Genomic DNA, 19,080 nt, shown 5'->3' on the forward strand with positions numbered 1-19,080 from the left:
TTCCATGAGCAACACCAAGTCCAACCCCGCCCCGGAGCAGGAGCGCCGGGACGAGGAGAGTTCCTCCGAGCCGGGCGCCGCCGAAACCCGGCTCTCCACCGCCCCGCGCGAGGAGAGCGGGGCCGGCCTGCCCGCCATGGGCGTCATCGGCTGGGCCCGCTGGTTCTGGCGGCAGCTCACCTCGATGCGGGTCGCGCTGATCCTGCTCTTCCTGCTGTCGCTCGGCGCCATCCCCGGTTCGCTGATCCCGCAGAACAGCGTGGACGAGATGAAGGTGGAGGCGTTCAAGAAGGCGCACACCACCCTCACGCCGGTCTACGAGAAGCTCCAGTTCTTCGACGTCTACAGCTCGGTGTGGTTCTCCGCGATCTACATCCTGCTGTTCGTCTCGCTCATCGGCTGCATCGTGCCGCGCACCGGCCAGTTCGTGGGCCAGCTGCGCAGCCGCCCGCCCGGCGCCCCCAAGCGCCTGACCAGGCTGCCCGCGTACACCACCTGGCGCACCGAGGCCGATCCCGAGCAGGTCCACGAGGCCGCGCTCGCGATCATCCGGAAGCGCCGCTACCGGGTGCACGCCGTCAACGGCGCGGTGGCGGCCGAGAAGGGCTATCTGCGCGAGGCCGGCAACCTGATCTTCCACGTCTCCCTGATCGTGATGCTGGTCGCGTTCGCCTGCGGACAGCTCTTCAAGTCCGAGGGCGGCAAGCTGATCGTCGAGGGCGACGGCTTCGCCAACACGCTCACGCAGTACGACGACTTCAAGTCCGGCTCGCTGTTCGACAACGACTCGCTCGCCCCGTTCAGCTTCACGCTCGACAAGTTCACCGGCACGTACGAGCGCCGCGGCCCCCAGCGGGGCACGCCCCGGACCTACGAGGCGCACGTGACGTACGCGGAGGGCGCGTACGGCAAGCCGAAGAAGACCGTCATCAGGGTCAACGAACCCCTCGTCATCGGCAGCACCAAGGTCTACCTCAACGCCCACGGCTACGCGCCGGTCGTCTCCGTCAAGGACGGCAAGGGCAAGGAGGTCTACCGCAACGCGGTACCGCTGCTGCCGATCGACAACAACGTCACGTCGAGCGGTGCGATCAAGGTCCTGGACGGCTACCGCGACAAGGACGGCAAGAAGACCCAGCTCGGTTTCCAGGCGTTCTTCGTGCCGACCTTCGCGGGCGAGGGCAAGGGCACGATGTTCTCGCAGTTCCCGGGCGCCGACTTCCCCGTACTGGCCCTCAACGGCTTCCACGGCTACCTCGGACCCGACTCCGGGCTGGCGCAGAACGTGTACCAGCTGGACAAGACCAAGATGACGGAGTTCAAGGACGCCGACGGCAAGCAGCTCAAGCAGCGGCTGCTGGTCGGCGAGACCATGAAGCTGCCCGACGGCGCGGGCTCCATCACGTTCGAGGGCCTCCAGGAGTGGGCCAGCTTCCAGATCACCGAGCAGCCGGCCAGCGGCTGGGCGCTCGGCGGTTCGGTCGCCGCGATCGCCGGACTCGCGGGCTCGCTGTTCATCCAGCGGCGCCGGGTCTGGGTGCGGGCGGTGCGCGGCGCGGACGGCGTCACCGTCGTCGAGATGGCGGGCCTGGGCCGCAGCGAGTCCGCGAAGCTGCCCGAGGAGCTGGCCGACCTCGCGGTCGAGCTCGTCGCCTCGGCACCCCCGGCGCCCGACCCCGAACCCGGTACCGACGCCGACCCCGAATCCGAGTCCGAGCCCGCCTCCGGGCCCGGAACCGACCCCGACGCCGGACCCGAATCGGATTCCGACGCCGTCGAAGAATCCTCCGAAGATCCTGCCGAAGGGGCTGAGAAGTGAATCTCGCCGCCGCTACCAACGAGAACCTGGCGCACACCAGCAATGTGCTGATCTATTCGGCGATGGCCGTCTACACCCTGGCCTTCCTCGCGCACATCGCGGAATGGGTGTTCGGCAGCCGCAGCAAGGTCGGCCGCACCGCCGCCGCCCTGACCGGGGACGGTGCCGCCACCGCCCAGGTGAAGGTGCAGGTCGCGCAGAAGGGCGGCGGCACCGCCGTACTGGACCGCCCGAAGATCGTCACGCGCGCCGCGGCCGGTTCCCGCGACGTCCCGGACGGGCCCGGCGCGGCCGGCGGCACGTTCAAGGGCGACCTGTACGGGCGGGTCGCGGTCTCCATGACCGTGCTCGCCTTCCTCGTGCAGGCCGGCGGCGTCATCACCCGCGCGATGTCCGTGCAGCGCGCCCCCTGGGGCAACATGTACGAGTTCTCCATCACCTTCTCCACGGTGGCGGTCGGCGCGTACCTGGTCCTCCTGGCACTGGGCAAGAACGTCCGCTGGATGGGGCTGCTCCTGGTCACCACCGTCCTGCTGGACCTCGGCATCGCGACCACGTGGCTCTACACCGACAGCGACCAGCTGGTGCCCGCGCTGCACTCGTACTGGCTGTGGATCCACGTCTCCACCGCCATCTTCTGCGGTGCCGTCTTCTACCTCGGCGCGGTCGGCACCCTGCTCTACCTCTTCCGCGACAGCTACGAGAACAAGCTCGCGAACGGTGGCCGGCCCGGCGCGTTCGCCCGGTCCGTGCTCTCCCGGCTGCCCGCCGCCGCCTCGCTCGACAAGTTCTCGTACCGCGTCAACGCCGCGGTCTTCCCGCTGTGGACGTTCACGATCATCGCGGGCGCCATCTGGGCGGGCGACGCCTGGGGCCGCTACTGGGGCTGGGACCCCAAGGAGGTCTGGTCCTTCATCACCTGGGTCGCGTACGCCTGCTACCTGCACGCCCGCGCCACCGCCGGCTGGAAGGGCCGCAAGGCCGCCTACCTGGCGCTGATCGCCTTCGGCTGCTGGCTCTTCAACTACTACGGCGTGAACATCTTCGTCACCGGCAAGCACTCCTATGCGGGCGTCTGACCGGCCCGTACCCGCAAGAGCTCCGCACCCGTACGGGTGCGGAGCGCCCACCGCGGGGCCACGCTGGAACCATGACCGATGCGACCCCCGTCATCGAGTACGGCACCAGTGAAACCCGCGGTGACCTGCACGTTCTGCGATTCACCCTACGGCTGCCCCACCCCGTTCCACGGGTGTGGGCAGCCGTCGCCGATTCCGGGGGACTGAGCGGCTGGCTCGCCGGGGCCGACCCGTTCCAGCGGCGCATGGGCGGCGCGATCACGCTCCACCGGCTGAACACCGAACGGGACGGGAACGCCGCCCCCGCCCCGGGCACCGTCACCGCCTGGGACGTCGAGCGGGTCGCCGAGTACACCTTCGAGGAGCCCTTCGGCCGGGTCCGCTTCCACCTGGAGCCACCACGCGGCGACCACGTGCTGCTGCGCTTCACCAACGAGTTCCGGGGCGACGACGCCCTGCGCCTGGACCGCCTCGCGAGCTGGCACGACCACTTCCAGTACCTCGTGGACGCCCTCGACGGCTACCCGGCCGACTGGTCGAGGTGGACCCCGGTGCGCTGGGCCGGGCTGCGCGAACAGTACGCGGCCCGGCACTGAACCGTGTCCCGGGCGCTACGGGGCCGCGGCCGGGGGCAGGCACGTGGCGTCCGGCGGATCCTTCTCCGGCCAGGCGAGCGCCACGAACCGCTGGAGGGCGTCGTCGGCCGACAACTCCACTATCGGGACCGCCTTGTTGTACGGGTTGCCGTGGTTGTCCAGGCAGATCCAGCCGCTGGCGCCCGACACCTTCAGCGAGCCGTTCACCCGGGACCACTGCTCGCCCACGTCCGCGAGCTCCGGCACCCGCCCGCCCGGACTCGCCCGCCGGACGGCCTGCACGGCCAGGGTCATCGCGTCGTGGGCGATGATGAGCTGGCCGTCGGTGAGGTCCTCGTGCCCCGTCGGCCCGATCGGCCCGGCCGGTGCCTTCGACAGCGTGGCCAGCAGGTCCAGGAACTCCTGGTAGTCCTTCGGGGAGCCGCCCGTCGTCGGCTTCCCCCCGGCGGGCGCCGCCGCCCAGGCGTCGGGGTGGGCCAGCGAGGCGTAGCGGACGGTGACCTTCCGGCGCAGCGCGCTCCGGTCGAGCTTCTTGTCGCTGCCCAGGTACGAGCCCTCGTCGCCGGTCAGGATCGTGAAGGGGCGGTCCTGGCAGCCGCGCCCGCCGAGCGCGTTGATGAACTGCCGCAGCTGGACGTGGCGTCCGGCGAAGAACACCGTGTCCGCGTCCTCGGTGTCGCAGATCAGATGGGTGATGTCGCGGAAGGCGTTGGCCGTGTTGCCCTCGTCGTTGGGGTCGCTGCGCGAGGTGAACAGCTGCGGCTTGTAGCGGGTGCCCCGGACCAGCCCGGTGAAGGCGGTGCGCAGGGTGTCGGTGTAGTGGTCGCCGGTCCGGGTGTCCTGGACCAGCAGCGCCTTCTCCGCCTTGACCTGCCCGAAGCGGGCCAGGGCGGCGGCCTCGTCCCGGTTGGTGGGGGAGACCCGGGCCAGCCCGGGGAACGGGTCGCTCCTCGGGCCGTTGGCGATGTCGTCGGCGGTGATGGTGGTGCCGACGACCGCGATGTGCGCGGCGGTCAGCTCCCGTACCGCCGACTTGATCTCGGTACTGCTGGTGGCGACGCCCGACACGGCCCGCAGGTGGTCCGGGGCTCCGGTCATCGTCTTCAGCCGCTCCACGGCCGGGCGCCACAGCAGGCTGTTCTTCCCGGTGTTGGCGAGCACCAGCCGGATCTTCGGCACCTGGTCGTTGGAGAGCCGGTTGGCCCGGTACTGCGCGGCGAACGCACCCTGCAGCTCGTGCTGCATCTTCGTCCGCATCGCCCGGTCCGTCGAGGTCAGCGGCAGCAGCAGCGCGACCGTGGCGTACCGGCCGGCCTTCAGGGTGGCGTTCTCCCGGGCGATGGCCGCCACGACGTCGGTCAGCTGGGACTGGCCGAAGTCGTAGGTGCCGCCGTCGGCGACGCCGACGCACTCCTCGCTGCCGAAGGGCCGCTCGACGCCCTTCGCGCAGGAGCGGTCCTCGGGGGCGGTGAGCCGGCCGAACGCGTACCAGCCGCCGGTGAAGACCAGGGCGCCGGCGACCACCGAGGAGACGACCTTCTGCCGGGCGGTGTACCAGAGCCGGTAGCGCAGCGGATTACGCATCGTCGCCTCCCGGCGGCATGGACAGCGGGCGCCAGGCCCGGATGTCGCGCGGCCAGTGCTTCGCCGCGTCCCACAGATCGCTGTTGCCGGTCGGATGGCGGCCGGAGAGCTGCCGCAGTTCGTGTGCCATCTTGTCGATCACCTCTTCGTCCGGCAGGGCAAGCGGATCGGACAGCAGCCAGAGGCCGTGCAGCAGCCGGCGCAGCCGCGTGTGCAGCTCAGCGGCCGGCGGTTCGAGCCCCCGGGGCGGTGCATGGTCGGCCCGGCCGAGCGCCACGGCGCGCCGGGGGTCGGGGCCGGTGGACCCCGGCGCGCGGGGATACGGGGCCGAGACGATGAAGCGCAGCGAGCCCAGCCACCCCAGTACGTCCGGCTCGTCGAACCGCAGCCGCAGATGGGCCACGCATGCCTCCGCGTCGCCCAGCACCAGCTTCTGGTGCAGCAGGTGCGGGACGCCCGGCAGGCGCCCGCCGGGGGCGTACGCCCCGCGCAGCGTGACGTGCACCGCCTGCCACACCCCGTGCGAGGGGTGGTCGTCGTCCTGGAAGCGCAGCCGGTGCAGGAGCAGGGCCCGCAGTAGCGGATCGGCGACGAAGTGGCCGGGCCCGACCGGCCAGCCGTCGGCCCGCAGCGCGTCGCGCATCCGCAGCGCCACGTCGCCGTCCGACGCGGACCGGCCCAGCCGGTTCTCCGCGAGCAGCCGGGCGGAGTCCTCGCCGTGCGCGGCGGCCAGTACGCCGAGGTGGTCGAGCCGTTGCGCGGGCCCCGGCACCAGCCGGGCCAGCAGTTCGTCGGCGACCCGGGCGGGCGCCCGGTCCTCGCGCACCTCCACCACGGCGTCCAGCAGCGACCCCGGCACCAGCGAGCCGGGATCGGGCGACCGGCCCGCCGCCAGCGCCAGCAGCTCCACGGCCAGCGGGCGCCCGCCGGTCAGCCGGTGCACCCCGCGGGCCAGCCCGGCCCGGGTGCGCCCCTGGGGGTCGTGCCGGTCGAAGGCGGAACGCACCTGCTCCGGGTCGAGCGGGGTCAGCTCCACGGCCAGGATGCCGGACGTCACGCCGGTGCCCCGGGACCAGTGCGAGGCGTGCGCCACCTCCGGCAGCCGCCGCCGCACGGCGTGGGCCAGCCCCTCGTGGTCCCGCACCCGCGAGGTGGCGAACACCGCGATCCGGTCGTGCGTCCCGGCGGCCCGCTGCCGCAGCAGCGGCCCCACCAGCTGCCGGCCCAGCGGCACGTGCGCGTTGTCGACGAGCAGCACCGGGCGGCCCCGGCGGGCGCCCCGGGCCAGCCCCCCGTACGCCCGGACCAGGTCCTCCGCCATCGCGAGCACCAGATGGTCCTCGGCCCGGCGGCGCAGGTCGCCGCCGCGCTCGAAGTCGACCGCCAGCTGGCGCAGCCCGACCCGGCCGTTGCCGCCCGCGTGCGGATAGCGCCCGTACCAGTCCGCCGAACGCCGCTGGAACCGGCTGAACGATTCCTCCATGACCGTCTCGACCGTGGCCTCGGCGACCATTCCGGCCATCGGGGCCACCGAGTCGAAGGCGCTGGCGGCCAGCTTGGTCAGCACCTTGGTGACCCAGCCGGCCGCCGCGTCGCCGCGGCCGTCCACGGTCGCCAGGAGCGGGCCGAGCGACTGGAGGTCCCGCTGCGCCCGGGTCTCGTCCCCGCGGGTCCAGGAGATGGAGGCGACGGCCACCAGCCCGAGGCTGAGCCGGGGGAACTGCACCGGACGCGCGGCCCGCACCCGCGCCGTCAGCTGGGCGGCGAGTTGCGGCAGCGCCCCGGTCACCGGGGTCCAGCCGGGGCCCGGGTCCTCGGGCGGCAGGACGGCCTCGCAGTCGACCAGGGCGACCGGGGTGACCTCCCGGTACAGGTGGCGCAGTTGCTTGAGCACGGCCGTCTTGCCCATGCCGCGCCCGCCGGTCAGCACGGCGACCGGCGGATCGGCGGGGTGTTCGTAGGCGACCCGGGCGGAGCCGTACGGGGTGAGACCGGTCAGTCGCGCCGCGAGTCCGTCGTTGCCGAAAATCGCCTCGCGCCCGTACAGCTCTCTGTCCACAGCACCCCCAGCGTCGACGCCCCATCCGATCTGTCACACCGTCAACACAAGGGTATCGGGAGGGTGTTGGGGAAAGGGGAGGATTTTCGAACGATCAGGGACGGGGCGTACGACCGGCCGGTTCCGGGCGCTCCGCACGCGGGCACGCGGGCACGTGGATGCGTGGGCACGTGGATGCTCGGGTGCGTGCCGGGACGCATGACGACGCCGCCCCCGCCCGGACGACGGGCGGGGGCGGCGGCAGCGGTGGCGCGGGGAGTTCCTCCGGACTACGAGGCGGGCGGCGTCGGCTCCTCCGGGCCCGTTCCGCTCTCCCGGCGCTTCAGCTCCTCCTCGCGGCGGCGCAGGTCCGCCTCCCAGTCCTTGAGGAGCGACTCGTCCTTCTTGTTCTCGTCCTTCAGTGCCTTCAGGAACTCCGGGTTGTCGTCCGGCGCCACCCACTGCGTGCGGTGGTTGCGGTGCCACTCGGACGGCGTGCGGCCCCCGGCGGGCGCGTGGCGCATCTTGCCCGCGGCCAGCCAGACGATCGGGCCCACGATCCAGAAGAGCAGGATGATGAAGACCCAGGCGATCTTCGGCAGGTGCTTCGCCTCGTCCTCGGGGGTGTTCAGGCAGTCGATGAACGCGTAGATCGTCAGTGCCAGAGGCAGGAGATAGATCAGGGCCCGAAGCATGATGGAGAGGTCCCCCCGCGGAGAGATGGCGGGGCTTTGTCCTGCCCCGGTGTGGGGCCAGGGTAACCGGTGCGCATGACATCCCACGGCGAGTCGGTTCCCGTCGGGGCGGAAGCCGTCCGGAGCGGCCCCGCGACCGGGCCGGGACCGCTCCGGCGCACGGGCCGGATTCGCCCCGCGACCGGCTCCCGCGCGACCCGCGACCGCCCCTCGGCAGCCCGGCACCGACCCCCGCGCGACCCGCGACCGCCCCCGCGCGGCCCGGTACTGCCCCTCCGTGCGGCCCGGCACCGCCCCTCCGCGACCCGTGACCGCCCCCTCCGCGGTCCGGGTACGGCTCCGGCGGGGCGTCCACGGGTGGGGCAGTCCGGGTGATCCACGGGCGTGGTGACAAACTGGACGGCATGGCTTACGACGATCTTCGTTCCCTCCTCCGGGCCCTGGAGCGCGAGGGCGAGCTCAAGCGCATCAAGGCCGAGGTCGATCCTCATCTGGAGGTCGGCGAGATCGTCGACCGGGTGAACAAGGCGGGCGGGCCCGCGTTGCTCTTCGAGAACGTCAAGGGGTCCTCGATGCCCCTGGCCATGAACGTCTTCGGGACCGACCGGCGGCTGCTCAAGGCGCTCGGGCTGAAGTCGTACTCCGACATCTCCGACAAGATCGGCGGGCTCCTCAGGCCGGAGCTGCCGCACGGCTTCGTCGGGGTGCGGGAGGCGTTCGGCAAGCTCGGCTCGATGGTGCACGTGCCGCCGAAGAAGGTGAAGGCGGACAGCGCCCCGGTCCAGGAGGTCGTGCTCACCGGCGACGACGTGGACCTCGACCGGCTGCCCGCGCTCTTCACCTGGCCCGACGACGGCGGCTCCTTCTTCAATCTGGGCCTCACCCACACCAAGGACCCCGAGACCGGCATCCGGAACCTCGGGCTGTACCGCCTCCAGCGCCACGACCGCCGCACCATCGGCATGCACTGGCAGATCCACAAGGACAGCCGCAACCACTACCAGGTCGCCGCCCGGCGCGGGGAGCGGCTGCCGGTCGCCATCGCCTTCGGGGCCCCGCCCGCCGTCACGTACGCCTCCACCGCGCCGCTGCCCGGGGACATCGACGAGTACCTCTTCGCCGGCTTCCTCCAGGGCAAGCGGATCGAGATGGTCGACTGCAGGACCGTGCCGCTCCAGGTCCCGGCGCACGCCGAGGTCGTCCTGGAAGGGTGGCTGGAGCCCGGGAAGATGCTGCCCGAGGGGCCGTTCGGCGACCACACCGGCTTCTACACGCCGCAGGAACCGTTCCCCGCACTGACCATCGACTGCGTGACCATGCGCAGGCGCCCGCTGCTCCAGTCGATCGTGGTGGGCCGGCCGCCGACCGAGGACGGGCCGCTGGGGCGGGCCACCGAGCGGTTCTTCCTGCCGCTCCTCAAGATCATCGTGCCGGACATCGTGGACTACCACCTGCCGGAGGCGGGCGGCTTCCACAACTGCGCGATCGTCTCGATCGACAAGAAGTACCCGAAGCACGCCCAGAAGGTGATGAGCGCCATCTGGGGCGCGCACATGATGTCGCTGACCAAGCTGATCGTGGTGGTGGACTCCGACTGCGACGTCCACGACCTGCACGAGGTGGCCTGGCGGGCGCTCGGCAACACGGACTACGCCCGCGACCTGACCGTCACCGAGGGCCCCGTCGACCACCTCGACCACGCTTCCTACCAGCAGTTCTGGGGCGGCAAGGCGGGCATCGACGCGACCCGGAAGTGGCCCGAGGAGGGCTACACCCGGGACGGCGGCTGGCCGGAGATGGTCGAGTCCGACCCGGAGACGGCGGCGCTGGTCGACCGCCGGTGGAAGGAATACGGACTGTGAGCGCGGCCGAGGCCGCGCTGGGCCCCGGCCCCGCGCAGCCGAACAGCAGGGTCAGGGCGTTCCTGCGGCTGGTGATGATCGAGCACTCGGTCTTCGCGCTGCCCTTCGCGTACATCGCCGCCCTGACCGCGATGTTCCTGGACGACGGGTCGATCCACTGGCTCACGCTGCTGCTGGTCACCGTCGCCATGGTGGGGCTGCGGACCTTCGCGATGGCCGCCAACCGGATCATCGACCGGGAGATCGACGCCCGCAACCCGCGCACCGCGAACCGGGAGCTGGTCACCGGGGCGGTCTCGGTGAAGTCGGCGTGGACCGGGGCGCTCGTCGCCGTCGTCCTCTTCCTGGGCGCGGCGGCGCTGCTGAACCCGCTCTGCCTGGCGCTCGCCCCGGTCGCCGTCGTCCCGATGGTGGTCTATCCGTACGGGAAGCGGTTCACCCACTACCCGCACGCCATCCTCGGGATCGCGCAGGCCATGGGGCCGGTCGGGGCCTGGCTGGCGGTGACCGGCAGCTGGTCGTGGGACGCGGTGATCCTCGGCCTCGCGGTCGGGATCTGGATCGGCGGCTTCGACCTGATCTTCGCCTGCCAGGACGTCCAGGCGGACCGGGCGCACGGGGTGCTGTCGGTGCCGGCCCGGTTCGGCATCCCGGCCGCGCTGTGGGGCGCGCGGGTCTGCCACGTCATCACGACCGGGCTGCTGGTCTGGTTCGGGCTGGCCACGGAGGCCGGACTGTTCTACTGGGTCGGCATGGTGATCGTCTCCGTCGCCTTCGTGTACGAGCACCGGGTGGTGCGCCCGCACGACCTGTCCCGGCTGAACCGGGCGTTCTTCTCGGTCAACGGGTTCATCGGCATCGCCCTGTTCGCGTGCGCGCTGCTGGACCTGCTGGTGCGGGGCCTGACGGTCTGAGCAGGCCGTTTCGGGCCGTGCCCGGCGGTGTGTAACAGGGATGTATTAGCGGGAGGCCGGGCGGAACGTGCCGTCCGGCCTCCCACTCTTGGTGATCAGGAACGCCCGCCGGTACGGCCCGTACCGGGTGGCGGGCACCGCCCACCGACACCGAGGAAGCAACGATGCGCTTAAACAAGATCACCTTCGCGGCCCTGGCCGTCGCCGCGGGCCTCTCGCTCACGGCCTGTCAGAACGGCGAGGACGACCTGGGGCAGGACGCCCCGCCGTCCGCGTCCGCGTCCGGCGGTTCCTCCGCGTCCGGCGGTTCGGGCTCGGGCGGTTCGGACGAGGGCGGGCAGGACTCCGCCGGCAAGGGCTCCGGCGGGCAGGGCACGGCCGCCGGGACCGGTTCGGGCGGGAACGGCAAGTGCCGTACCGACGAGCTGGAGATCACGGCGACGGACAGCACCATCGGCGGCGACACCGAGGGGACCGTCGCGGTGGAGTTCAAGAACGGCGGCGGCCGGGACTGCACGCTCTCCGGGTACGCGGGCGTCGACCTGAAGACCGCCTCGGGGACGGTGTCCGCGAAGCGCACCGGCGAGAAGTCCGAACCGATGGTCCTCAAGGACGGGAAGTCGGTGTACTTCGGCATCACCTACCCGGTCAACGAGTCGGGCGGCTCCGGCGTCCGGATCACGGGGCTGGTGGTGACCCCGCCGAACGAGACGAAGTCGGTCACCCTCGACTGGCCGGGCGGCGCCACGCTGCCCGTCACGGACGGCTCCGGCCCCGAGGTGAAGGTCGGCCCGATGGGGAGCGCGGGGCAGGGCGAGGGCTGACCCGCGCACCGGGGGCTCCGCCCACGCCCTACGGGGCGAGCGGCCGGGCGGGTGCCCCCGCGCCTCCGCGGCCGGAGTCACGGCGGAGGACGAACGCCGCCGCGACGCCCGCCACCAGTCCGAACAGGTGGCCCTGCCAGCTGACCGAGGTGTTGGCCGGGGAGATCCCCAGCAGGATCGACGAGCCCCAGATCGCGCCGACGACCAGGCCGACGACCACGTCGAGGAACCGGCGGTCCACGAAACCGCGCACGAGCAGATAGCCGAAGAGGCCGAAGACCAGCCCGGACGCGCCCGCCGTGTTGGAGTGCTCCGGCGAGACCAGCCAGACGCCGAGGCCGTCGATCACGACGATCATCGCGGCCACGGCGGCGAACCGGCGGATGCCGCCGAGCGCGGCGAGGAAGCCGAGGACCAGCAGCGGCACGCTGTTGGACGCGACGTGGTCGAAGCCGAAGTGGACGAAGGACGCGGGCACGACGTCCAGCAGCTCGGCGGCCCGGCGCGGCTCGATCCCGAAGCCGTCCAGCGCGTGGCCGGTCGCCGCGTCGACGACCTCCAGCAGCCAGAGGAACGCCACCCAGCCCAGCATCACCTTCGCCGCGACCCTCGCCCGGTCCCCGACGTTCCGCACCGGTGTCGCACGTCCCGAGGTCGCGGTCATGGTGGCCCCCCTGCTGTTCCGTGTCGCCCCGTCGCCGTCCTTGTCCCGGATCTGGAAACGCCTGGGGCCCCTTCCCCGGTTCCGGTTCGGGGCGGGCGGATAGGCTCAGGAGTGTGGATTCCGGGACATCAGTGAGCCAACACCAGCGGCAGCCTTGGATTGTCGGGGTTTCCGGAGCTTCGGGTACCCCTTTCGCCGCCGCCGTGCTGCGCGGGCTGCTGGCGGCGGGGGAGAGCGTCGACCTGGTGGTGAGCCGGGCCTCGCGACTGACCCTGCTGGACGAGACCGGGATCGCGTTCCGCGACGCGCACTGGCGGGAGGATCTGCGCGAGTGGCTGGCGCGCGGCGCGGACGGGAAGCCGCACACCTTCGACACCGACGTCGAGGGCGTACGGCACTGGGCGGCCGGTGACCTCGCGGCCGGGCCGTCCTCGGGCTCGTACCCGGCGAAGGGGATGCTGATCGTTCCGGCCTCGACGGCGTGCGTGGCCGGGGTGGCGCTCGGACTCTCGAAGGACCTGCTCCAGCGGGCGGCGAGCGTGACGCTGAAGGAGCGGCGGAAACTGGTCGTCGCCGTTCGGGAGACGCCGTTGAACGGGCAGACGCTGAAACATCTGGTGAGCCTGGACGAGGCGGGCGCCGTGGTGCTGCCCGCCTCTCCGGCGTTCTACGCGGGGGCGACGCACATCCAGGATCTGGTGGACTTCGTCGCCGGGCGGGTGCTGGACGCGGCGGGGGTGCCGCACGACCTGTACCGCCGGTGGGAGGGGGAGCTCGGTGGCGGCTCCCGCGGCTCCGGGCACTGACCTCGTGGTCAGCGCTTCTTCGTCGTGCGCGGCTTGCGGGTCCGGTCGACCCGGTGGGCGGCGGCGGGCTGGTGGGCACGCGAGCGGTTGGCCAGGTCCTGCAGCTCGCGCATACGGGCGTAGGCCATCTCGATCGAGTACACGGTGTTCTCACTCCTGAAGATTCGAAAGCATATTTTGGATGTTCGGGAAGATTTGCAGGCGATGAAGCCTGCATGCCTTAGATTCTACACACAGACTCGCGATACTGCTGAACAATGGAAGGTTTCAGTCACATGGACGCGGTGGACAGGCAGCTCATCCAGGCACTCAGGGAGAACGGCAGGGCCTCGTACGCCGAGCTGGGACGGCTCGTCGGACTCTCCGGGCCCAGCGTCACCGACCGCATCAACCGGCTGGAATCCGCCGGTGTCATCACCGGCTACCGCGCCACCGTCGACGCCGCGTCCCTGGGGCTCGGGGTCACGGCCCTGATCGGCATCTCGCTCTCCGACGCGGCCGACCACGAGGACGTGGCGCGCCGGCTGAAGGACCTCGCGGAGATCGAGGACGCCTGGTTCATCGCGGGCGACGACTCGTACATGCTCAAGGTGCGCGTCGGCGACGTGGACGGCCTGGAGAAGACCATCCGACGGCTCAGCGGCACGAAGGGCGTCTCGCGCACCCGTACCACGATCGTGCTCTCCACGAAGTGGGAGAACCGGGTCGGGGAACTCCCCGAGGAGGTGTAGGCGTACCGTGGTGGAGCCCCCGGTGATACCGGGGGTTTCTCCCGGTATCACCGGTCGCCGGGAGGGCACACCGCACGTCGACACACTGGAGGCAGCCGCATGGACGTCGGGCTCAAGCGCGAACTGGAGGAGAAGGTCCGCGCGGGAGAGCGGCTGACCCGGGAGGACGGCATCGCCCTCTACGAGTCGGACGACCTGGCCTGGCTCGGCGGTCTGGCGCACGAGGTACGGACGCGCAAGAACGGCGACGTCGTGCACTTCAACGTCAACCGGCACCTCAACATGACCAACGTGTGCACCGCGTCGTGCGCGTACTGCTCGTTCCAGCGCAAGCCGGGCGAGAAGGACGCGTACACCATGCGCATCGAGGAGGCCGTCCGCCTCGCGAAGGCGATGGAGGGCGAGAACCTCACCGAACTGCACATCGTCAACGGGCTGCACCCCACCCTGCCGTGGCGCTACTACCCGCGCTCGCTCGGCGCGCTGAAGGAGGCCCTGCCGCAGGTCTCCCTCAAGGCGTTCACCGCCACCGAGATCCACCACTTCGAGACCATCTCCGGCCTGTCGGCCTCCGAGATCCTCGACGAGCTGATCGAGGCCGGTCTGGAGTCGCTGACCGGCGGCGGCGCGGAGATCTTCGACTGGGAGGTCCGGCAGCACATCGTGGACCACGACACCCACTGGGAGGACTGGTCGCGCATCCACCGCCTGGCGCACGAGAAGGGGCTCAAGACCCCGGCGACGATGCTGTACGGGCACATCGAGGAGCCCCGGCACCGCGTCGACCACGTGCTGCGGCTGCGCGAGCTCCAGGACGAGACCGGCGGCTTCCAGGTCTTCATCCCGCTGCGCTACCAGCACGACTTCGTGGACATGAAGGACGGCAAGGTCCGCAACAGGCTCCAGGCCCGGACGACGATGGCGACCGGCGCCGAGGCGCTGAAGACCTTCGCGGTCTCGCGGCTGCTGTTCGACAACGTCCCGCACGTCAAGGTCTTCTGGGTGATGCACGGGGTGCAGACCGCCCAGCTCGCGCTCCAGCACGGCGCGGACGACATGGACGGCTCGGTCGTCGAGTACAAGATCACGCACGACGCGGACAACTACGGCACGCCGAACAAGCTCGGCCGCGACGACCTGCTGGAGCTGATCCGCGACGCGGGCTTCCGGCCCGTCGAGCGCAACACCCGGTACGAGATCATCCGCGAGTACCCGGGCCCGGACGCCGGGCGGCGCGAGTCGCCGCAGCCGATGCGCGTCTGACGCCGCACCGCGCGACGGGACGCCCCGTGCGCGACGCGAGGACCCACGAGGAGAGCCCCGGCCGCCCCACCCCGGCCGGGGCTCTCTCACGTTCCGGACGCCGTTTGAGGCGCCGGAAGGTAATAGTTAATCTGCATCTATGGCACTTACATTCGAGCTGGACCCCAAGTTCGACCGCACCCTGCGGGACGGCATCGCCGAGCTGTGGACCGATGTCTCCAACGCGGGCGGCGCGGTCGGCTTCGTACCGCCCGTCACGCCCGACGACATCCGGCCCGAACTGGTCAAGCACCTGGTCTCCATGGCCGAGGGCCGCACCCGGCTGCTGGTCGGCCTCGACGAGGAGGGCGCCGTGGCCGCCACCGCCTTCCTCACCCTGAACACGCACCGGCTGATGGAGCACTGGCTCTGGCTCTACACGGTGATGGTCCACCCCCGGCACCAGGGCAAGGGCTACGGCCGCGACCTGATGGACGCCGTGGCCGGGGCCGCCCGCGGGATCGACGGGATCGAGGCCGTCCGGCTCACCTGCCGCGGCGGCACCGGCGTCGACCGGTTCTACGCCTCGTGCGGATACAAGGAGGTCGGGCGGGTGCCCGACGCGATCCGGGTCGCCGAGGGGGACGACCGCGACGACATCATCATGCTGCTGCCGCTCGGCCGGTGACCGTCGGGCGTGCCGCCGGTGCCCCGGCCGGCCGGTCCCGGGCGGCGGCGCGGCGGCACCTTTGGCGGAGCCCTCCGAAGTGATCGATTCCGGGGCATGCTTCACTGGTCGGGCAGGACCGAAGGACTGTCACACGTCGAGAGAGGGGCCAACTGTGTCCGCTGCCAAGCCGAGCGCGACAATCCGGTACACCGTGATGCGGCTCGGCATCTTCGTCGGATGCTTCGCCATCGCGGCCGTGGCCGTCCACTTCGGCCTGCTGCCCTCCGGGACGAACGGCTCCAATCTCGTCTGGGTGATTCTGCTCGCCCTGGTCCTCTCCGCGCCGCTCAGCTACGTACTGCTGCGCAAGCAGCGCGACGAGATGTCCGTGCAGATCGTCTCCACGGTCGACCGCGCCAAGGGGCGCCTGGAGGCGAACCGGACCCGCGAGGACCACGTCACTCCGTGACCGGCCGCCCCGTGACCGGCCGCCCCGTGACCGGCCGCCCCGTGACCGTCTTCCCGCGGTCGTCGGACGGCGACGAGGGGCCCGTGGGGGCTTTGTAAGCTTCCTCACAGCCGCACGCTTTTCACCCGAAACCCCAGCGCCGGAGCGCCCGCTCCTGTACTGGGGTTTTGTCGTGCCCGCAGGCTCCCGGGCGGTCGGCGCCGGGGTCGCCGACGGCTCGGGGTCAAAGAATTACTTTGAGAACCTCAAAGTTCAAGTGTTAACGTATTCGTCATGAAGACCGCAGTGCGCCATCGATCCGCCGTGAGCGTCCCGCTCGTGGTGCGCCTGCACGTCGATCTCTGCCGCTGTATGTCCGCGGTCTGTTGCCGCAACGTCTGAACCGGCATCATGCAGCGGCGCCGCCCCCGACGCGGGCGCCGCAATCCCCGTCCCCCTCCGCACCACCGTCCCCGTGCGCCCCGATGCGTCACATCTGGAGTGTGTCCGTGTCCGCGAATCCCGCGTCCACCGCAGCCGACAGCAAGCCCGGCTCCGGCTTCCGCATACCCAAGGTCCCGTTCTGGGCCCAGATCGTCGCCGGTCTCGTCCTCGGCGTCGTACTCGGCTGGCTCACCCGCACGTACGACATCGGCTGGCTCCACACCACGCTCGACAAGGTCGGCCACATCTTCGTCCAGCTGCTGAAGCTGGCCGTCGCGCCCCTCGTCTTCTTCGCGATCCTGGTGTCGATCACCAACCTGCGCAAGGTCAACAACGCCGCCCGGCTGGCCACCCGCACCCTGCTCTGGTTCATGATCACTTCGCTGATCGCGGTCGCCATCGGTCTCGCGATCGGCCTGGTCACCAACCCGGGCTCCGGGACCGGCCTCACGCCGAAGGACGGCAAGCTGCCGGAGCACGCGGGCTCCTGGCTCGACTTCCTCACCGGCATCATCCCGGACAACGTGATCACGCCGTTCACCGAGCTGAACGTGCTCCAGATCGTCTTCATGGCCGCCGTCGCGGGCATCGCCGCGCTCCAGCTCGGCGAGAAGGCGCAGCCCATCCTCAGCCTCAGCGAATCCGTCCTGGAACTCCTCCAGAAGGCCCTGTGGTGGGTCATCCGGCTCGCCCCCATCGGCACCGTCGGCCTCATCGGCTACGCGATCGCCGACTACGGCTGGGACCTGATCGGCAAGTACGCGACGTTCACCGCCGACGTCTACATCGGCTGCGCCCTGGTGCTGTTCGGCGTGTACCCGCTGCTGCTCGCCACCGTCGCCAAGCTCAGCCCGCTGCAGTTCTTCAAGGGCGCCTGGCCGGCGATCCAGCTGGCCTTCGTCTCCCGCTCCTCGGTCGGCACCATGCCGGTCACCCAGAAGGTCACCGAGCGCCTCGGCGTCCCGAAGGAGTACGCCTCCTTCTCCGTCCCGTTCGGCGCCACCACCAAGATGGACGGCTGCGCCGCGATCTACCCGGCGCTGGCGGCGATCTTCATCGCGCAGATCTTCGACGTGCAGCTGGGTGTCGGCGACTACCTCCTGATCGCGTTCGTCTCGGTCATCGGCTCGGCGGCCACCGCCGGTCTCACCGGCGCGACGGTCATGCTGACCCTCACCCTCTCGACGCTGGGCCTCCCGCTGGAGGGCGTCGGCCTGCTCATGGCCATCGACCCGATCCTGGACATGATGAGGACGGCCACGAACGTCGCAGGCCAAGTCGTGACGCCGTTGATCGTGGCTTCGCGGGAGAAGATCCTCGACCGCGAGGCGTACGACTCGGCCTCGTCCTCCCCGGTCGACGACGAGGCGCTCGACGCCGAGCCGCAGCGGGTGCCGGTCGCGGCGTAGTACCCGCACGGACCACGGTCCTTTCGTGGGCCCTTCCCCCGGTCTCGGGGGAGGGGCCCACGGCGCGTCGTGGGGGGAGTGCCGGTGGCCGGTCGTCGTGTGGTGGGAGGGGTTTCGCGCCGTACTCTTGACCGGGAGTGGTACACGGGGGTGGGAGGAAGTCGACGTGGGTGCTGTGAAGAGCAAACGGATGCCTCGGGCCGTGCGCGAACAGCAGATGATGGACGCCGCGGTGCGGACCTTCGGGCAGCGCGGGTACCGGGCGGCGTCGATGGACGAGATCGCCGAGCTGGCCGGGGTGTCCAAGCCGCTCGTCTACCTGTATCTCAACTCCAAGGAAGAACTCTTCACGGCCTGCATCAGGCGTGAGGCGAAAGCGCTGGTCGAAGCGGTGCGGGCCGGGGCGGAGCCGGGGCTTCCGGCCGATCGGCAGTTGTGGTCGGGGCTGCGGGCGTTCTTCACGCACACGGCGGAGCACCCGGACGGCTGGGCGGTGCTGCACCGGCAGGCGCGCACGCACGGGGAGCCCTTCGCCAACGAGGTGACGGTGATGCGGGACGAGATCGTTGCTTTCGTGACGGAGCTGATCGGGGCCGCGGCGCGCGAGGCGCACCATGATCCGGCGCTTCCCGACCGGGACGTGTCGGGGCTCGCGCAGGCGCTCGTGGGGGCCGCGGAGTCGCTCGCCGGCTGGGCGAACGAGACCCCGGGCATCTCGGCGAAGGAGGCCGCGGCCACCCTGATGAACTTCTCCTGGGCGGGGCTGGAGAACCTGATGAACGGACGTCCCTGGCAGCCCCCGGCTTCTTCCTGAGGGCTGTCGTCGCGCGCCCGCCGGGGGTTGCGGGACCCCTCAGCCGGGCTTCGGCTCCGGGTCCGGTTTCGGCTCGCGGTTCCTGGGCGGGGTGCGCAGGGTCCGGCCGGTGAGGTGGACGCGGCCGTCGGCACCGCGCAGTCGGAAGCCGGTGGCGTCCGCCGCGTGGGTGACGGTGGAGGGCAGCAGGACAGGGGCCCTGAAGTCGGCCCGTACCCAATGGATTTCAGCGGGCCGGGGGGCCTCGGCCAGGCAGCGGGCGACGGTCCACATGCCGTGGGCGACGGTCCGGGGGAAGCCGAGGAGCCGGGCGGTGAGCGGGTACAGGTGGATGGGGTTCCGGTCGCCCGACGCGGCGCCGTAGCGCCGTCCCAGGTCGCCGGGCAGCCGCCACTCGGCCAGGACGGGGAGCTCCGGGGACGGGGGTGCGCTGTCCGGTGC

Annotated in this window: 19 protein-coding genes; 13 read left to right on the top strand and 6 right to left on the bottom strand. The window is 71.3% G+C overall.

Features of this window, described 5'->3' with window-relative positions:
- The first annotated feature begins 4 nt into the window (after nucleotides 1-4).
- The 3 genes from EAO76_RS38105 to EAO76_RS38115 all read left to right on the top strand — a co-directional run bounded on the left by EAO76_RS38105 (nucleotide 5) and on the right by EAO76_RS38115 (nucleotide 3,494).
- Nucleotides 5-1,819, top strand: coding sequence for a cytochrome c biogenesis protein ResB (locus tag EAO76_RS38105; protein WP_148840805.1), 1,815 nt, complete (start codon nucleotides 5-7; stop codon nucleotides 1,817-1,819).
- Nucleotides 1,816-2,898 carry a c-type cytochrome biogenesis protein CcsB gene (gene ccsB, locus EAO76_RS38110; protein ID WP_148840806.1) on the top strand — a complete coding sequence of 361 codons (1,083 nt, stop codon included), beginning with the start codon at nucleotides 1,816-1,818 and terminating at the stop codon, nucleotides 2,896-2,898. The genes EAO76_RS38105 and ccsB overlap by 4 nt, the downstream gene beginning before the upstream one ends.
- A gap of 71 nt (nucleotides 2,899-2,969) precedes the next feature.
- Nucleotides 2,970-3,494, top strand: coding sequence for an SRPBCC domain-containing protein (locus EAO76_RS38115; protein WP_148840807.1), 525 nt, complete (start codon nucleotides 2,970-2,972; stop codon nucleotides 3,492-3,494).
- Nucleotides 3,495-3,509: 15 nt separating this feature from the next.
- On the opposite strand, the gene EAO76_RS38120 is transcribed toward EAO76_RS38115, so the two are convergent.
- The 3 genes from EAO76_RS38120 to EAO76_RS38130 all read right to left on the bottom strand — a co-directional run bounded on the left by EAO76_RS38120 (nucleotide 3,510) and on the right by EAO76_RS38130 (nucleotide 7,811).
- Nucleotides 3,510-5,078, bottom strand: coding sequence for a hypothetical protein (locus tag EAO76_RS38120; protein WP_148840808.1), 1,569 nt, complete (start codon nucleotides 5,076-5,078; stop codon nucleotides 3,510-3,512).
- Nucleotides 5,071-7,137, bottom strand: coding sequence for a hypothetical protein (locus tag EAO76_RS38125; RefSeq protein WP_148840809.1), 2,067 nt, complete (start codon nucleotides 7,135-7,137; stop codon nucleotides 5,071-5,073). Before EAO76_RS38125 ends, EAO76_RS38120 begins: the two co-directional genes overlap by 8 nt.
- Nucleotides 7,138-7,406: 269 nt before the next feature.
- Nucleotides 7,407-7,811, bottom strand: coding sequence for a PLD nuclease N-terminal domain-containing protein (locus EAO76_RS38130; protein WP_148840810.1), 405 nt, complete (start codon nucleotides 7,809-7,811; stop codon nucleotides 7,407-7,409).
- Nucleotides 7,812-8,215: 404 nt separating this feature from the next.
- Between EAO76_RS38130 and EAO76_RS38135 the strand changes: the two genes are divergently transcribed.
- From EAO76_RS38135 to EAO76_RS38145, 3 genes are all read left to right on the top strand, one after another.
- Nucleotides 8,216-9,673 (top strand): menaquinone biosynthesis decarboxylase, encoded by a 1,458-nt coding sequence (locus EAO76_RS38135; RefSeq protein WP_148840811.1) that lies wholly within the window; start codon nucleotides 8,216-8,218, stop codon nucleotides 9,671-9,673.
- Nucleotides 9,670-10,587, top strand: a complete 918-nt coding sequence (gene mqnP / locus EAO76_RS38140) for a menaquinone biosynthesis prenyltransferase MqnP (RefSeq protein ID WP_148840812.1) — start codon at nucleotides 9,670-9,672, stop codon at nucleotides 10,585-10,587. The genes EAO76_RS38135 and mqnP overlap by 4 nt, the downstream gene beginning before the upstream one ends.
- Before the next feature lie 164 nt (nucleotides 10,588-10,751).
- Nucleotides 10,752-11,411 (top strand): DUF4232 domain-containing protein, encoded by a 660-nt coding sequence (locus EAO76_RS38145; protein ID WP_148840813.1) that lies wholly within the window; start codon nucleotides 10,752-10,754, stop codon nucleotides 11,409-11,411.
- A 28-nt stretch (nucleotides 11,412-11,439) separates the two neighbouring features.
- On the opposite strand, the gene EAO76_RS38150 is transcribed toward EAO76_RS38145, so the two are convergent.
- On the bottom strand, nucleotides 11,440-12,075 hold the full coding sequence (locus EAO76_RS38150) for a rhomboid family intramembrane serine protease (RefSeq protein WP_148840814.1): 636 nt from the start codon (nucleotides 12,073-12,075) through the stop codon (nucleotides 11,440-11,442).
- A gap of 131 nt (nucleotides 12,076-12,206) precedes the next feature.
- Here EAO76_RS38150 and EAO76_RS38155 point away from each other — a divergent pair, with 131 nt between their 5' ends.
- Complete coding sequence (locus tag EAO76_RS38155; protein ID WP_148840815.1) at nucleotides 12,207-12,881, top strand: UbiX family flavin prenyltransferase; 675 nt, start codon at nucleotides 12,207-12,209, stop codon at nucleotides 12,879-12,881.
- A gap of 8 nt (nucleotides 12,882-12,889) precedes the next feature.
- On the opposite strand, the gene EAO76_RS46945 is transcribed toward EAO76_RS38155, so the two are convergent.
- Nucleotides 12,890-13,024 carry a hypothetical protein gene (locus EAO76_RS46945; RefSeq protein ID WP_262376098.1) on the bottom strand — a complete coding sequence of 45 codons (135 nt, stop codon included), beginning with the start codon at nucleotides 13,022-13,024 and terminating at the stop codon, nucleotides 12,890-12,892.
- Between the two features lie 132 nt (nucleotides 13,025-13,156).
- Here EAO76_RS46945 and EAO76_RS38160 point away from each other — a divergent pair, with 132 nt between their 5' ends.
- The 6 genes from EAO76_RS38160 (at nucleotide 13,157) to EAO76_RS38185 (ending at nucleotide 18,639) form a co-directional block, all read left to right on the top strand.
- A complete protein-coding gene (locus EAO76_RS38160; RefSeq protein ID WP_148840816.1) occupies nucleotides 13,157-13,612 on the top strand; it encodes an Lrp/AsnC family transcriptional regulator in 456 nt (151 codons plus the stop codon).
- 99 nt (nucleotides 13,613-13,711) lie between these two features.
- Nucleotides 13,712-14,875: an aminofutalosine synthase MqnE gene (gene mqnE / locus EAO76_RS38165; RefSeq protein ID WP_148840817.1), complete on the top strand. Its 1,164-nt coding sequence runs from the start codon at nucleotides 13,712-13,714 to the stop codon at nucleotides 14,873-14,875.
- A 139-nt stretch (nucleotides 14,876-15,014) separates the two neighbouring features.
- Nucleotides 15,015-15,542 (top strand): GNAT family N-acetyltransferase, encoded by a 528-nt coding sequence (locus EAO76_RS38170; RefSeq protein WP_187438944.1) that lies wholly within the window; start codon nucleotides 15,015-15,017, stop codon nucleotides 15,540-15,542.
- Between the two features lie 196 nt (nucleotides 15,543-15,738).
- Nucleotides 15,739-15,993, top strand: a complete 255-nt coding sequence (locus EAO76_RS38175) for a DUF4229 domain-containing protein (RefSeq protein ID WP_148840866.1) — start codon at nucleotides 15,739-15,741, stop codon at nucleotides 15,991-15,993.
- Between the two features lie 488 nt (nucleotides 15,994-16,481).
- On the top strand, nucleotides 16,482-17,825 hold the full coding sequence (locus EAO76_RS38180) for a dicarboxylate/amino acid:cation symporter (RefSeq protein WP_148840818.1): 1,344 nt from the start codon (nucleotides 16,482-16,484) through the stop codon (nucleotides 17,823-17,825).
- Nucleotides 17,826-18,015: 190 nt separating this feature from the next.
- Nucleotides 18,016-18,639, top strand: a complete 624-nt coding sequence (locus EAO76_RS38185; protein WP_148840867.1) for a TetR/AcrR family transcriptional regulator — start codon at nucleotides 18,016-18,018, stop codon at nucleotides 18,637-18,639.
- Nucleotides 18,640-18,678: 39 nt separating this feature from the next.
- Here the strand turns inward: EAO76_RS38185 and EAO76_RS38190 are convergent.
- Nucleotides 18,679-19,080 (bottom strand): MaoC/PaaZ C-terminal domain-containing protein (locus tag EAO76_RS38190; protein ID WP_262376099.1); only part of this gene is annotated, 402 nt, incomplete at its 5' end.

The sequence above is a fragment of the Streptomyces sp. sk2.1 genome, from assembly GCF_008120935.1.
GTDB lineage: Bacteria > Actinomycetota > Actinomycetes > Streptomycetales > Streptomycetaceae > Streptomyces.

What these genes read in the sequence shown, in the direction of transcription:
- EAO76_RS38105 (WP_148840805.1), top strand. Translation starts at nt 5, where the DNA reads ATGAGCAACACCAAGTCCAACCCCGCCCCGGAGCAGGAGCGCCGGGAC.
- EAO76_RS38115 (WP_148840807.1), top strand. Translation starts at nt 2,970, where the DNA reads ATGACCGATGCGACCCCCGTCATCGAGTACGGCACCAGTGAAACCCGC.
- EAO76_RS38120 (WP_148840808.1), bottom strand. Translation starts at nt 5,078, where the DNA reads ATGCGTAATCCGCTGCGCTACCGGCTCTGGTACACCGCCCGGCAGAAG.
- EAO76_RS38130 (WP_148840810.1), bottom strand. Translation starts at nt 7,811, where the DNA reads ATGCTTCGGGCCCTGATCTATCTCCTGCCTCTGGCACTGACGATCTAC.
- EAO76_RS38135 (WP_148840811.1), top strand. Translation starts at nt 8,216, where the DNA reads ATGGCTTACGACGATCTTCGTTCCCTCCTCCGGGCCCTGGAGCGCGAG.
- EAO76_RS38145 (WP_148840813.1), top strand. Translation starts at nt 10,752, where the DNA reads ATGCGCTTAAACAAGATCACCTTCGCGGCCCTGGCCGTCGCCGCGGGC.
- EAO76_RS38150 (WP_148840814.1), bottom strand. Translation starts at nt 12,075, where the DNA reads ATGACCGCGACCTCGGGACGTGCGACACCGGTGCGGAACGTCGGGGAC.
- EAO76_RS38160 (WP_148840816.1), top strand. Translation starts at nt 13,157, where the DNA reads ATGGACGCGGTGGACAGGCAGCTCATCCAGGCACTCAGGGAGAACGGC.
- mqnE (WP_148840817.1), top strand. Translation starts at nt 13,712, where the DNA reads ATGGACGTCGGGCTCAAGCGCGAACTGGAGGAGAAGGTCCGCGCGGGA.
- EAO76_RS38170 (WP_187438944.1), top strand. Translation starts at nt 15,015, where the DNA reads ATGGCACTTACATTCGAGCTGGACCCCAAGTTCGACCGCACCCTGCGG.
- EAO76_RS38175 (WP_148840866.1), top strand. Translation starts at nt 15,739, where the DNA reads ATGCGGCTCGGCATCTTCGTCGGATGCTTCGCCATCGCGGCCGTGGCC.
- EAO76_RS38185 (WP_148840867.1), top strand. Translation starts at nt 18,016, where the DNA reads ATGCCTCGGGCCGTGCGCGAACAGCAGATGATGGACGCCGCGGTGCGG.